Annotated in this window: 10 protein-coding genes; all 10 read left to right on the top strand. The window is 41.7% G+C overall.

Annotated elements, in window-relative coordinates; translation table 11 throughout:
* Positions 1-116: 116 nt before the first annotated feature.
* The 10 genes from BM736_RS05890 to BM736_RS05935 all read left to right on the top strand — a co-directional run bounded on the left by BM736_RS05890 (position 117) and on the right by BM736_RS05935 (position 15,314).
* Positions 117-1,481: a nitrous oxide reductase family maturation protein NosD gene (locus BM736_RS05890; RefSeq protein ID WP_143562327.1), complete on the top strand. Its 1,365-nt coding sequence runs from the start codon at positions 117-119 to the stop codon at positions 1,479-1,481.
* Between the two features lie 4 nt (positions 1,482-1,485).
* Positions 1,486-2,460, top strand: coding sequence for an ABC transporter ATP-binding protein (locus BM736_RS05895; protein WP_076409668.1), 975 nt, complete (start codon positions 1,486-1,488; stop codon positions 2,458-2,460).
* Positions 2,457-3,275, top strand: coding sequence for an ABC transporter permease (locus tag BM736_RS05900; RefSeq protein ID WP_076409670.1), 819 nt, complete (start codon positions 2,457-2,459; stop codon positions 3,273-3,275). The genes BM736_RS05895 and BM736_RS05900 overlap by 4 nt, the downstream gene beginning before the upstream one ends.
* An 85-nt stretch (positions 3,276-3,360) precedes the next feature.
* Positions 3,361-3,855, top strand: coding sequence for a nitrous oxide reductase accessory protein NosL (locus BM736_RS05905; RefSeq protein ID WP_076409672.1), 495 nt, complete (start codon positions 3,361-3,363; stop codon positions 3,853-3,855).
* Between the two features lie 77 nt (positions 3,856-3,932).
* A complete protein-coding gene (locus BM736_RS05910) occupies positions 3,933-5,147 on the top strand; it encodes an HD-GYP domain-containing protein (RefSeq protein ID WP_076409674.1) in 1,215 nt (404 codons plus the stop codon).
* 94 nt (positions 5,148-5,241) lie between these two features.
* Complete coding sequence (locus BM736_RS05915; protein WP_076409676.1) at positions 5,242-7,167, top strand: ATP-dependent DNA helicase; 1,926 nt, start codon at positions 5,242-5,244, stop codon at positions 7,165-7,167.
* A 378-nt stretch (positions 7,168-7,545) separates the two neighbouring features.
* On the top strand, positions 7,546-12,603 hold the full coding sequence (locus BM736_RS05920; protein WP_256717727.1) for a PAS domain S-box protein: 5,058 nt from the start codon (positions 7,546-7,548) through the stop codon (positions 12,601-12,603).
* Positions 12,604-12,611: 8 nt separating this feature from the next.
* Positions 12,612-13,445 (top strand): protein-glutamate O-methyltransferase CheR, encoded by an 834-nt coding sequence (locus BM736_RS05925; protein ID WP_218638745.1) that lies wholly within the window; start codon positions 12,612-12,614, stop codon positions 13,443-13,445.
* Positions 13,438-14,013, top strand: a complete 576-nt coding sequence (locus BM736_RS05930) for a chemotaxis protein CheB (RefSeq protein ID WP_076409680.1) — start codon at positions 13,438-13,440, stop codon at positions 14,011-14,013. The genes BM736_RS05925 and BM736_RS05930 overlap by 8 nt, the downstream gene beginning before the upstream one ends.
* A gap of 17 nt (positions 14,014-14,030) precedes the next feature.
* Positions 14,031-15,314 carry a hybrid sensor histidine kinase/response regulator gene (locus BM736_RS05935; RefSeq protein ID WP_076409683.1) on the top strand — a complete coding sequence of 428 codons (1,284 nt, stop codon included), beginning with the start codon at positions 14,031-14,033 and terminating at the stop codon, positions 15,312-15,314.
* Positions 15,315-15,324: the final 10 nt, after the last annotated feature.

Consider the following 15,324-nt stretch of genomic DNA (forward strand, 5'->3'; position numbering starts at 1 on the left):
CCTCTGCGTTTGATAGCCAGAAGTGCTGTTTCGGTACTCGTGTTTATTTGTTAACCGTAACAAATAGGGCATTAACTTTGGCTTTATCCCCAGTGTTAAGAGGCAATATCATACTCATGAAACGATTACTGTTGTTTTGTTTTATCTCTCTCTGGCAGCTTAACTCTGCGCAGGCTAAACGTATCGAAGTGAATGCGCAGCAAGAGCTGCAAGCCGTTTTGGATATGGCTGCCTCCGGTGACATCATCTCGCTAGGAAAGGGCAGATATATGGGGAACTTCATTATCAAGCAAGCCTTGACGTTAGATGGCAACCACCACGCCACGATAGATGCTGGGGGGAAGGGGCATGGCTTGCTACTCCAAGGGTCAAATATTACGGTAGAGAATCTTTCAATCACCAATTGGGGCGATGATCTTACCGCACAAAATTCAGGGATCTATTCCGATAAAAAGGCAAGTTCACTCATCATTCGTAATAACAATCTGCAGGGGGATGGTTTCGGGATCTGGTTGCAAAAAGGCAAAGAGATAAAAGTCACAGGTAATGCTGTTATAGGTAACCCTAAACTACGTTCCGCTGATAGAGGCAATGGCATTCAGTTGTCGATAGTGCAAAACGTCGAAGTGACTAACAATGAGATAAGCTTTACCAGAGATGGCCTCTATATCATCTCGAGTCAGCACAATCTATTATCAAACAATACCATGCACGATCTTCGTTATGGTATTCACTATATGTACTCCCACAGTAATCAAGTCAAAAACAATCTGGCCTATAACACTCGAGCGGGTTACGCCTTGATGAGCTCCAAGATGCTCACCGTGACAGATAACGTTACTCGAGACAGTGAAGATTATGGTTTTCTTCTTAATTTCATTACCGCTTCAACCATAAGCCATAACCGTATCAGTAATGTGTGGACTAAGCCTGAACACAAGGTGATAGGCCGAGAAGGTAAGGGGCTATTTGTTTATAACTCCGCGTATAACACTATTAGCCACAATGTGATTGATACTGCTGAAATAGGTATCCACCTGACAGCAGGCTCAGAGAATACCAAAGTATATGCCAATAGCTTTATCAATAATCCACTACAGGTGAAGTATGTCTCAAATGCCGAGCAGGAGTGGAGCTTGGACGGTACAGGAAATTTCTGGAGTAACTATCTTGGCTGGGATCTCAATAATGATGGTCGAGGAGATGATGCTTTTGAGCCCAATGACGGCATAGATAAACTCGTGTGGCAGTATCCTGAAGCTAAGGTACTGCTTGATAGTCCTGCAGTGCTAATTCTTCGTTGGATCCAGACGCAATTTCCAGTATTAAAACCAGCAGGAGTAAAAGACAGCTTTCCCTTGATGGAAAGTCCTGTATTGGTATCTAACAAATCAAGTAACCCACTAGAGCCAAGCAAGATAACTATTGCAGCCGATACGCTTGTAGTAGCTCAAGGCAACACAATGAAAGAGGTTAAGTAATCGTATGAGTACAAACATTGTGTCTCTTAATCAGGTCAGTAAGCAGTACCGTGGGGTACAGGCGCTAAAGGATATAGATCTACAACTTAGCGCTGGGGAGGTCATGGGGCTTTTTGGTCATAATGGGGCTGGCAAGACCACCATGATGAAATTGATATTGGGGATTTTAGATCCATCCGACGGTGAAGTGGCGGTGTTTGGTGTTGATCCCTTATCAAAGCTGGCATTCGAAGGGCGAAAAAAAATTGGTTACCTTCCTGAAAATGTTAGTTTTTATGATCACCTCACCGCAACAGAGTGCTTGACCTATTTTGCCAGGTTGAAATCTGTGCCTAAAAGTCATGTGGTTAGGTTACTGGAGCAGGTTGGTCTGATACATGCGATGAACCGTCCAGTTAAAACTTACTCGAAAGGGATGCGTCAGCGGCTTGGTTTAGCTCAGGCTTTTCTTGGGCAACCTAAGCTATTACTCCTCGATGAACCTACTGTGGGGTTAGATCCTATCGCGACTCAAGAGTTTTATCTGAGTGTAGATAAGCTCAAATCGGATGGCGCGAGTATTATTCTTTGCTCTCATGTCTTACCTGGCGTTGAGCAACATATCGATAGAGCAATGATCTTATCTGATGGTCAACAACGCGCTGTGGGGACTTTGCCTCAACTGCGTGACAGGGCAAGTCTGCCCGTCAATATCTACACCTCAGGCTTAAATGGCTCGTTAAGAACCGATAGCCGTTTTAGCCCATTACTCCAGGGAGCAGATAAACTTGTGGTTCCAGAAAGTCATAAAATGATCTTGCTTAAACAGTTGATGGCATGTGAAGGAATAACTGATATTAAGGTTGAAAGCGCGACGCTTGAACAAGTTTATCAATACTACCTGAGCGCCAAGTTTGCTTGTTCATCAGGTTCAACTCTCACTGTAGCCCGTGATTCGAATAAGATTAGCAAAACGCATTTAATGGAGGCCCGTCCATGAATCCATCTATTGCCGTAGCGTTAAAGGAATTTCAAGATGGTTTAAGAAACCGCTGGTTTATCTCGATCACTTTGATTTTTGCGATCATGTCTTTGGGGCTGAGCTACTACGGTACGCTTGCTTCTGGTCAAATTGGCGCAGCTTCACTCTCGGCGACAATTGCGAGTCTATCTAGCCTTGCTGTTTTTCTTATTCCGCTTATCGCTCTGTTGATTGCCTATGATAGTTTTGTTGGCGAGCAGGAGTCCGGTACTTTATTACTCTTGCTCAGCTATCCGATCACTCACAGTCAACTCTTGTTAGGTAAGTTTATCGGCCAGGGAATGATCATCAGTTTAGCAACCTGCTTAGGGTTCGGTGCAGCTGCTATTTTGTTATCGATTCAATCAGGGCCTGAACAAGTTATACCAGCGTTTGCACTCTTTATTTTAACTGCCATCTTACTCGGGCTATGCTTTATTGCTATCGCTTACTTGATTAGCCTCGCTGTCAGTGAAAAATCAAAAGCTGCAGGGCTTGCCTTAATGGTTTGGTTTTTCTTTGTTTTAGTGTTCGATCTCGCGCTGCTTGGCCTCTTGATTGGAGTCGAGGATGGGCTTAGTCAGCAAAATCTAGTGCATTTATTGATGCTTAATCCTGCCGATCTGTTTCGCTTAATTAACCTCGCTAGCCTTGATACTTCTGATGTTAACGGTGTTTTATCAGTCGCGATTAATGCGACTCAATCCCCGATGACGTTACTGATCACTATGGCAATCTGGATAATCGTTCCACTTTTTATTGCCAATATTATTTTTAATAGAAAAACACTATAAATTAACCGTTTAGATTTAGTTATTTAGATTGAGTGGGTTGCATTTAGTTTATTTGATTTATTGCCTTATACAGAGTGAGTTGCGAATGAAATATATTACACAAGCATTTGTTATGTCGGCCTTTCTTACAAGCTTAATCCTTTCCGGTTGCAGTGAGAGTAAGCAGCAAGTTAGTGTGCGTCAGGCTGCATTTATCGAATCTGATGATGAGTGTCACCTATGCGGCATGCTTATTAGCAACTTTCCAGGCCCTAAGGGGGAGAGTTACATTAAAACATCAGACGTGGTGAAGAAATTTTGCTCTACCCGAGATCTGTTTAGTTTTATTCTTGACCCTGAATTCCAGCATCAAGTGAAAGAGATCTATGTTCATGATATGAGTCAAGTTCCCTGGGGGAGCCCGGATGATGCACACTTTATCGATGCTCGTCATGCTTGGTATGTCGCTGGCTCCAATCAAACTGGTGCGATGGGGAGAACCTTAGCCAGCTTTAAACAGCAGTCTGATGCAATCGCATTTTCAACAGAGTTTGGTGGAAAAGTCTATCGATTTGAAGATATTAAATTAACGCTATTGTAGTGCAATCTGCTCTATGGTGCGGTGGATAGTGACTATACTTTTATTTCTTATCAATATTGCACGGAGTCTTCCGGCCTATGAGTCATCCAGAAGAGGCTTGCTTTAACAACATCTCAATCAATGCCTTAAAACCAGGTATGTATGTTGTATCTGTTTCGACTGGCAGCAATAAACTCAGTGTAAAATCTGAGGGGTATATTCAAGATGATGAAGCGATTAACAAGTTGATAAAGCTTGGGGTTAACAAGGTTTGTGTTGATCCTGCTCGTGAAAAATTGCGGGAAAACATTGATAACATCATGCTTGAACCTGTGAGGGAACAACCTAAAGATGAACAGCCTAAAGTGTCTTTAGCGCAGGAGATGAAGCAGGCTAATAGTCTCTACAGCAATGCTAAGCTACTGCAGCAAAAAGTGCTGACATCTATTACGGAAGGGCGGGTAATCGATCTTGCTGAAGTACAGGAAAGTACCAATGCCATGGTCGACTCCATTTTTAGAAATCAAGACGCACTTTCCTGTATGTCTCGCCTTCGAATAAAAGATGAATACTTGGTAGAGCACTCCTTAAATGTTTCCATATTGATGACCATTTTTGCTAAGCACTTAGGCTTTGATAGGCCGACTATTGAGGAGCTGGCTTTAGGGGCGTTTCTCCATGATATTGGTAAAGTGCTGGTTCCAGATGAAATTCTTCATAAGTCTGGAAAATATACTCAGGTTGAGTATGAGGTCATGCAAGATCATGTGTTACTGGGGTTAAGAGTACTTGAAGAGACGCCTGAGATCTCTGATATCGTGCTCAGTATCGTTAAAGAGCATCATGAACGACTAGATGGAACCGGTTATCCAGATGAACTGGAGGGAGGCGAGATTTCAGAGTACGGATTGATGATAGCAATTATTGATAGTTATGATGCGATGACTGCCGAGCGTGTGTACAAGCCAGGCATGCACCCCATTGCCGCCTTTAAGAACCTGATTATGGATGCGCCAACTTGTTATGATGAGGCGTTAGTTGAGCAGTTTATTCAATGTTTAGGTGTTTATCCTATAGGGACATTAGTCTGTCTTAACAGTGGTAAAATTGGGCTTATAAGTAAACTCAATAGAAGTAAGCCACTGACTCCTTGCGTGCGTGTTTTTTATAATATCAGACTAAAACAAGCCGTTGCTATGGAAGAGATTGACCTCAGCCACTCTAAGTATAAGGACCAGATTGACCGCTGTATTAAGCCTGAAGAGTTTAATCTTAACCTGCTTGCATTCTTTAAGGCCGCTTTTATCGACTAATCATTTATTTCCAATATAAATAGCTCCCTTAGCCTTGAAGCATCGGCGTAAACAGGGATAATACTGCTTTTAATGTTCTAAATATGAGAACGCATTGAGCAGCAGACTGACAGTTAACAGTGAGCAAGCCTTCGATACGGATGGCATACTCGCTCAGCATATTAAGGGCTATAATGCTCGAGCCGTTCAAAAACAGATGGCATCGGCCGTCAGCCAAGCTATCAGTGAAACGAGTAACTTAGTTGTCGAAGCTGGCACTGGTGTTGGGAAAACATTTGCCTACCTTATCCCGACACTGCTAAGTGGTAAGCAAGTTATTGTCAGCACTGGCAGCAAGAACTTACAAGAGCAACTTTTTTTCAAAGACCTCCCAGCTCTACTTAATATGTTATCCCTCTCTCCCAAGGTCGCGCTGTTAAAGGGACGTAGTAACTATTTATGTCAACTCTTGCTAGAGAATCAGATCGCAGCATGTGATTCACACGATCCTAAGGTGGTAGACGATCTCCTTCGCATTAATCAATGGGCAGGACAAACAAATGATGGCGACCTCGGCGGGCTGACTTCGGTCTCAGAGAATTCAGCGGCTTTACCTTTAATCGCCAGTACACAAGATAAGTGTACGGGTAAGCGGTGTGATCACTATGAGGCTTGTTACAGTCGTAAAGCTCGGGTGCGAGCCATGGATGCAAAGGTTATCGTGGTAAACCATCACCTTTTCTTCGCCGATCGAGTGCTTAAAGATACTGGTTTTGCTGAATTGCTACCCGATCCCGATGTGGTGATATTTGATGAAGCACATCTGCTTCCCGATATTGCTGTGGCAACTTTCGGTCAGCAAGTTTCAACCCGAAGCTTAGAGCGTTTACTTGGACAGATCATTGAAGTTTATCGAGCTGAATTAAGGGACTCTGCGCAAATTGAGCAGCTGGCGGCTCGTTGTGTAAGTCAGCTACATGGGTGGCACCAACAGATGTTTGACCTCTATGAGACTGATTGGCGCTTGTTAATGGGCAATAGAGATATTGCAGCGGCTTCTTGGACCATAATCGAAGAGTTAAAGGCCTTAGAGCGTCAATTACTCGGGCATATAGGCCGTAGTGAGGCACTTGATGATTGCACTGAAAAGTTAGTGACGTTGTCCAGCAAGCTCAGTGTGTTTTTTCACTGTGAAAATACACAAGCCGCTTACAGTATCGACTATGGCCATCGATATCTCATACTCAATATTGCGCCTATTAATGTGGCAAAAGAGTGTGAGAAGTTATTTGAAGCTAAAACAAGCTGGATATTTACCTCTGCAACACTACAGATAAATCGTGACTTGAGCCTCTTTACCAAAGGACTCGGTATTGATGGCAGTAAACAGATGATATTAGACAGTCCCTTCGACTATCACAATAATGCGCTCCTTTGTGTGCCTAGGCATCTATCAAAAGTCAGTAACCAGCAGGCTGCAGTGAGAGAGTTAGTCGATATTGCCATAAAAGCTGTTGATGCGGCTCAAGGCCGTACCTTTATTTTGTTTACCAGCCATAGAATGATGAATGCTGTCGCTCAGGTATTGATGAGTCGGCTTCAGTATCCAATATTAGTGCAGGGCCAGGCAAATAAACAAAGCTTACTAAGTAAGTTCAGACAGTTAGGCAATGCTGTGTTGCTTGGGACGGGGGCATTTTGGGAAGGTGTCGACGTCAGAGGTAAGCTATTAAGTTGTGTCATTATTGATAAGCTGCCCTTTGTTTCACCCAGCGATACCTTGTACCGCGCAAGAGCTGAGAGTGTTGCAAGAGGGGGAGGCGATCCTTTTACCGCTCTTTCCCTGCCTCAGGCTGTGATATCCCTAAACCAAGGAGTCGGTCGCCTTATCAGGGATGAAAAAGATAAGGGCGTATTGATCTTATGTGATAACCGTATCGTTAACCGTGAATATGGTCAGGCATTTTTAAACTCTCTTCCGCCTATGGCACGTACCCGCGATTTAGATCAAGTGGTGAGATTTTTAAAAGAGATTAAATAACTCACCGTTTATCTACTTTAGGGGTATCTATTCTTGTATTGAATGCGTTCAAAAGAGGGGATGACTCCGGCATTTATTCACCATAGATTAAGCAGTCAAACAAGCTGATTAGCTGACCACTTCTTATACCGAACGGTATAAACAAACTACATTTATGAATATCTAATAAGCTAATGGCGACAGTGGAAAATTCATGCCGATATTTAGCTGAATAATACAGTCGTAAAACCGAGCCTGACGCGCAGGTGATCAGACTTTGATTTTATTTACTATGCTTTTACATAAATCGACACCTTATAGCGTGCTATTCGATGGTAAGAGTCAATAGCAATTCCCTAATGCTCTCCTAAATATTAGAAACAAGCAGGTATAAGTCTCATGATGACTCAAGTTAAAGCCCGCTCTATGTTTAAATTTACTATCACTAAAAAATTAATCCTTGCAGCCTCACTGAACCTAACACTTATGATGATGTTAGGGGCTTACTCTTTGGGCTTGATGGCCTTAATTAGTAGTGAGATAGAGGAGGTGGCTCAAACCGATCTGCCTTTGATAAAAAGCTTAACGAGTATTGAGTCTCACCTATTAGAAATGGAGGTGTTTTTTGAAAAGTCACTGCGATTAGGCGAGGAGATGCGAATTGATGAGGAGCTTGCTGCGGATAACAGTTTAAGCCTATCTAAGCTGAGTAAAAGGTTTAACACGGCAAATCAAAAGTTTCTTAGCCTATCAAATACTGTTGCTGTTGAGATAGATGATGTCATTTCTGAAATGGAACAGGATATAAATGCTAGCCTCAACGGGGAGGACATTGCGGAGTTTAGCTTGGTCGTTGACAGGTTAATAGAGCTAAAAGCTGAGCATCAAAAGTTTGAACGGGATTCACTTTCTATTTTAAATCAAATAAGCACAGGCCAGTGGGATCATAACAAAAACCAATCCATTATTGCCGCTGTAGAAAAGCTAGAGGAGGTACTTGGTGAGCAGATAGTCGCTTTGCTTGCTGAGGTTGAGGTGTTTACTGATAACTCTCTGATGAGCGCAGAGCGGCATGAACAAGAGGGGCTGAAGGGAATTATGCTGTTGGTTTTAGTCTCTGCACTATTAAGTTTGTTAATCTTTTGGGTGATGGCTAGACAGATCATCAAGCCTATGAAAGAGTTAAAGTTTGTTGCTGACTCGATTGCACTTGGCGATCTTAGCCGGACAGTTTCATGGTCTAGTGCTGATGAAATTGGAGCGTTATCTCAATCAATTAATACCATGATAGCGACCTTAAATACGGTTGCCGAACACGCAGATGCTATAGCAAGGGGCGATTTTTCAAAAGAGGTGATCACTAAGAGTCAAACAGACCGTTTAGGTGTGGCTTTACATGAGATGAAGACTCAGATCCTGGAAAGAAATTTATCGCTAGCAAAAAGTGAGTCCATCAATAAAGGCATAGTGAATACAGCAGTTGATGGCATTATTACAATTACTCCTGAAGGACAAATTTTATCGGTCAATGCGTCGGTTGAGAAGATGTTTAATTATTCATCTGAGTCACTTTTAGGCCAAAATATCAAAGTCTTAATGCCTGAACCTTTTCACTCTGAACATGATGCTTATTTAAGCCGATATAAATCATCCGGTATTAAAAATGTGATAGGCCAAGGTAGAGAAGTGGTAGCACTTCGTAGTGATGGGACTACCTTTCCGATTTTTCTATCCGTCGGCGAGGTAACGTTAGCTGATGAAACTATATTTACTGGGTTTATTCGAGATATCAGTGCTCAGAAACAGTATGAAAAAGATATTGTTAGCAGTGAGTCATTAAATAAGGCGCTGGTTAATACTTCACTCGATGGCATTGTCTCCATTAGCCCTAAAGGCATTATCTTATCGTGCAATTCAGCTACCGAAGTGCTGTTTAACTATTCCAGTGAGCAGTTACTTGGGTCAAATGTGAAAATGTTAATGCCTGAGCCATTTTCTAGCGAGCATGATGGCTACCTATCAAACTATCTAAATACAGGCATTAAGAAAGTCATAGGAAAAGGTCGAGAGTTACTCGGGTTGAGAAGTGATGGTAGCCAGTTTCCGATATATTTATCGGTTGGCGAGGTGCAGCTAGAGTCTGGGGTTATCTTTACCGGTTTTATTCGTGACATTAGCCAACAAAAACTATTTGAGCGTGACATGCTCAAGAGTGAAAGTCTTAACCGTGGCATGGTTGATACATGTTTAGATGCCATCTTATCTATTTCGACTAAAGGGGGGATTATTGCTTGTAACTCGGCAGCTCAGTCCCTGTTTCAATACCGTGCTGATGAATTAATTGGAAATAAAATTAATTCCTTAATGCCAAGCCCGTTTACCGAAGAGCATGACGGTTACCTTGATAATTACCTTACAACAGGTGTTAAGAAGGTCATAGGACAAGGCCGTGAAGTTATCGGCCTTAAAAAAGATGGGTCAACGTTTCCTATGTATTTAACTGTTGGGGAAGTTAAACAAGGTGATGATACGGTATTTACTGGCTTTGTACGCGATATCAGTAAAGAGAAACAGTATGAGTTGGAACTCAAGGCAAAGAATGATGATCTGTTGAAACAAAATGAATTAAAAAATCAGGTGTCAAAAATCAATGAGCTGACTCAAGGGGCTACCAATGTAGAGTCGATGGCCGATGACATCATCTCTGCGCTTGCTGAAATGATGAATGCTGGTCACGGGGTACTCTATACCTATACGAAAACTGAGCAGCAACAGGGACTATCACTCTCAGGGAGTTATGCATTTAAAAAGCGAAAAGCTGTTCTATCTTTAATTCCTTTGGGAGAAGGTCTTGTTGGCCAATGCGGTAAAGAGAGAAAAACAATACTACTCACCCAAGTACCTACAGACTATATACAAATCAATTCAGGGTTAGGTGAAAAAGATCCGTTAAATATATTGCTGGTGCCAGTGCTATTTGAGACTGAGTTAATGGGAGTGATTGAGCTAGCCTCTTTTCAGTCATTTTTAGATGAACAAGTTGAATTAATGGAGTTGATAAGTTCAAGCCTTGGGATTGTGATTAATAATTTACGCAATCAAGAGCAGACTCAAATATTGCTCGTTGAGACTCAACGGCAATCACAGGAGTTACAAGCTCAGCAGGAGGAGTTAAAAAGTTCAAATGAAAACCTGATGGAGCAGACTGAACTGCTTAAGGCGTCTGAGGAGGAGCTTAAGCAGCAAAGTGAAGAGCTGAAAGTATCAAATGAGGAGCTCGAGGAGAAACAAGTTTTCTTAAAGAGACAAAGAGATGAGATTGATGCGGCAAAAAATGATTTAACGATTAAAGCTAATGAATTAGCGTTAGCGAGTAAGTATAAATCTGAGTTTCTCGCGAACATGAGTCACGAATTACGCACGCCATTGAACAGTTTACTTCTACTTGCAAAGGGCTTAGCCGATAACAAAAGCCAACATCTTGATGAGATAGAAGTTGAAGATGCCAAGGTAATATTTGAAGGAGGCAATAACTTACTCTCACTGATTAATGACATCATGGATCTGTCTAAGGTTGAGGCGGGAAAATTAAGCGTTCATATCGAAGCGGTCAGCTTTGTATCAATTTCTAGAAATTTAAAGCAAGTATTTGAACCTATCGCTAAAAGTCGAGGGCTTGAACTTAATATTAATCTTGATGAAAGCTTACCAGATACATTTACCAGTGACGGACAACGGGTTGAGCAGGTGTTACGTAATTTACTCTCCAATGCGCTTAAATTTACTGAAACTGGCTCAGTCACACTTAATGTGGGGTTCTCGGATCCTGATATGCTCTTTACACACAGTAGCTTAGATGCCAGAAAAGCAATTGCATTTTCTGTTCTTGATACGGGTATCGGTATTCCTGAGGATAAATTATTGGCTATCTTTGAGGCTTTCCAGCAAGAGGATGGCTCAACGAGTCGTAAATATGGCGGTACAGGTTTAGGGTTAACGATCGCAAGGGAGCTTACACGTCTGCTTGGTGGTGAGATCCAATTACAAAGTACAGTAGCACAGGGTAGCCAGTTTACCTTGTACTTGCCTAATAGTTATGACTCAGACGGCATCGATGAAAAAACTGGGGGCGCAAAAGGTTTGGTTTCGGATGTGAAAATAGTTAATTCTGGCCAAGCTAAAGCTACAAAAACTGGGTCTGAATCAGAGCCAGATGTTGTTGTGCTTCAACCTTATCCTGAGTTTATACCTGATGATCGTGACACGATAGCTGATGATGACCGTAGCTTACTCATTATCGATGATGATAAGAATTTCGCGAAAATTTTAAGAGATCATGCTAGGGAGAACGGCTATAAAGCCTTAGTTGCGGGTGATGGCCGGATGGGGATCTACTTGGCACAACAATACCTGCCAACGGGAATTATCCTCGATATTATGTTACCTGATATTGATGGTCATCAGGTGCTTGAACAGCTCAAGTTTAACCTTAAAACTCGCCATATCCCTGTCGAGATAATCTCTGCGCACAGTGAAGACCGTAATATGGCGCTCGTTCAGGGAGCCATAGGATTAAAAACTAAACCAGTTAGTCAGGAGCAACTATTAACTGTCTTTGACGAAATAAAATCATTTTCTGCTTCAGAGTTACGCCATGTTTTAGTCATTGAGGATGATTTAGGTAACCGGACATCGATCATTAGGCTGCTTGAAAACAGTGATATTGATATTGAATGTGTAGATAACGGTATTGAGGGAGTTGAGGAGATTATGACAGGTCAATATGACTGTATTATTTTAGATCTCGGCCTTCCAGATATCAGTGGTTTTGAAGTCCTTAAGCGCGTTGATGCGAGCGACCTGGCGCGCACACCGCCTGTGATTATCTATACGGGCAAGGAGATCACCGACAAAGAACAAGATGAACTGAATAAATACTCATCGAGCATCGTGATTAAAGGCGTAGGCTCCGCAGAACGTTTACTCGATGATATCTCATTGTTTCTGCATGATATTGAATCAAGGTTTTGCCCTGACAGCAAAGAGAGTATTCATATGCTTCATGATGAAGACGCTATGCTAAAAGGCAGGAAAATTTTATTGGTTGATGATGATATGCGAAACACCTATGCACTCTCTAAACGTCTGATTGAAACTGGCTTTGAAGTTGATATGGCACATAACGGAAAGGAAGCGGTTGAACAGCTTAACCTTGAGCACGATTTTGAACTGGTGCTGATGGATACCATGATGCCTGAGATGGACGGGCATGAGGCTACGATAAAAATCCGTGCAATGAGTCATTACAGCAATATCCCCATTATCGCCTTAACAGCTAAAACCATGCCTGAAGATAGAGAGCAATCCCTACTAGCTGGTGCATCTGAATACCTGACGAAGCCGATTGACTTTGAAAAGCTATTATCAATTATGCGTATCTGGTTATTTAGAAATTAGAGGAGTTAATGATGAAGCGGGAGGAGATGCTTGAATTTGAAGTTAATCAGCTGCTTGAAGCAATAAACTTCCGATATGGTTATGATTTTAGAGATTATGCCCGTGCATCAATTGAACGCAGGATCCTCAATCGAGTTCAGTTATCTGATCTAAATTCAGTGTCTGAAATGTTGCCAAAAATTATGCATGATCAAGCATTTTTTGACCTATTTCTTCGTGATATGTCAGTCACAGTCACAGAGATGTTTCGTGAGCCAAGTGTATTTAAAGTAATAAGAGAAGCGGTTTTCACCCAGTTAAAAACTTATTCACGAGTCAATATTTGGCATGCTGGTTGTGCCACTGGCGAAGAGGTCTACTCGATGGCGATAATGCTAAAGGAGGAGGGATTACTCGATAAAACTAGGCTATATGCAACCGATTATAATAACCATTCTTTAGAGATAGCTGAAAAAGGGATCTACCCAGCTCAGAAGATAAAACTGTTTACGAAAAATTATCTAGAAGCTGGTGGGCGGGGATCGTTTGCGGACTATTACTTAGCTAAATTTAATTCTGCAATCATGTCTGATTCATTAAAAAAGCATATCACCTTTGCCAACCATAACCTGATGAAAGATCAATGTTTTGCTGAGATGCATCTGATTGTATGCAGAAACGTTTTAATCTACTTCAATCGTCAGCTCCAAAATAGAGTTTTTCAGTTATTTAAAGAGAGCCTTATACCACGCGGTTTTTTATTATTAGGCGATAAAGAGACCTTAGAATTTAGTACAGTGGCAGATAGTTTTGAACATTTTAGTGAGAAAGAGAAGATTTACAGGCGGCTCATTTATGTATAAAGCGCTGGTAATAGGTGTGTCAGCTGGTGGTCTAAACGCACTTTCTCAAATTCTACCTAAGCTGCCAGCAGACTTTAGTTTATCTGTGTTGATTGTTCAGCATAGGCACCATGATGCTGATCATTTTCTAGTGGAGTATTTAGATGACCTTTCAGCGATTAGAGTGAAAGAAGCACAATCAGGGGAGCCTGTATTGCCCTCAACAGTTTATATTGCTCCTGCTATGTATCATTTGCTTGTTGAGCGTAATGAAACAATAAGTCTAAGCATAGATCCGCCTGTTAACTATTCTATCCCCTCTATCGATGTATTGTTTGAATCTGCAGCGGCTTGCTACAAGAATCAATTAATTGGACTTATACTTACTGGAGCTAATGCGGATGGCAGTCAAGGTTTATTAACGGTAAAACGATATGGCGGGTTGGCAGTTGTGCAAGAACCTCTCACGGCAGAGATTGATGTAATGCCAAAAGCTGCACGTGATCTCGTTGATGTGGACGGCTTAGTACCGCTTGATGAACTTGGGCAATATTTAGTTGATCTGGGTCTCGTTAAACCAGACGATTAATCGAGGACAAGCTAATAATGGAACAGATTCGTCCTAAAATTCTCATTGTTGATGACGAGCCGAATAATCTAAGGGTCTATGAACGTATTCTAGCTCCTTTGAATCTAGAGTTTATTAAAGCAATGTCTGGTCAGCAGGCATTAGCTGTGGCCCATAAACATGACTTTTTTCTTATCTTAATGGATGTTCAGATGCCCGGCATGGATGGGTTTGAGGCCGCTTCTTTAATATTGGACCATCCAAAAACATCGCATATTCCTGTTATATTTATTACTGCTTTTGCTCGTGAAGAAGCGTTTGAATTTAAAGGCTACATAAGTGGCGCTGTTGATTACTTAGTTAAACCGATTAATGATGAAATATTAAAGAGTAAAGTAGGGGTCTTTCTTGAGCTTTTTAAGGAGAGGTTAAGGCTAGATAACGCTTTTAAAACTAAAAAGCGTGCTGAAGAGGAGTTAAGGCTTCATAAAGAGCATCTTGAGGAGTTAGTTAAAGAGAGAACTCGAGAGTTACAGGAGTCGATGGAGCATCTACTTTCAGCTCAAGATAAATTGGTGAAAGCTGAGAAAATGGCATCATTAGGTCGCCTCGTTGCTGGTGTGGCTCATGAGCTTAATACACCTATTGGAGTCTGTGTGACAGCAGCGTCCTATATTCAAGGAGAGGTGAAACATCTTGAAGACAAGTTAAAAGAGGAGAGTTTAGAGGTACAAGATTTGGTCAGTTATTCTGAATCCACCATTCAATCTTCAGAGATGATACTTTCAAATTTAACTAGAGCCACCAATTTAATTAAAAATTTCAAGTTGGTTGCTGTCGATGTGTCATCCGAGGTGCTATCTAGATTTAACCTTATGGCGCATATTGATGAAATGATTGCTGAAATACTGCCAGATATCGATCCAACTCACCATAAAATCTTGATTGCTGGCGACCGTGACACTTGCGTTGAAACCTACCCAGATACATTGAAGTTAGTGCTAAGAAACTTACTGTTAAATGCAACAACCCATGCTTTTGAAAGTGATACAGATGGCGTCATAACCATTAATGTTCAGCAAATTGAAGACAATGTTCAACTTAGTTTTAAAGATGATGGACACGGCATGGAGCCTGAAACCGTTGCTATGGTGTTTGAACCATTTTATACCACCCGGCGAGGTACGGGTGGGAGTGGTCTAGGCCTCTATATCGTGTTTAACCTCATTACACAGGTACTTAAAGGGGAGATAACCTGTGTGAGTGAAGTTGGCAAAGGGACAAAGTTTAATATAGTTTTCCCTATTGCCAGACACCCCTAGATATTAAATC

Origin of the sequence: Shewanella sp. UCD-KL12, assembly GCF_001957125.1 — a bacterium.
Lineage (GTDB): Bacteria > Pseudomonadota > Gammaproteobacteria > Enterobacterales > Shewanellaceae > Shewanella.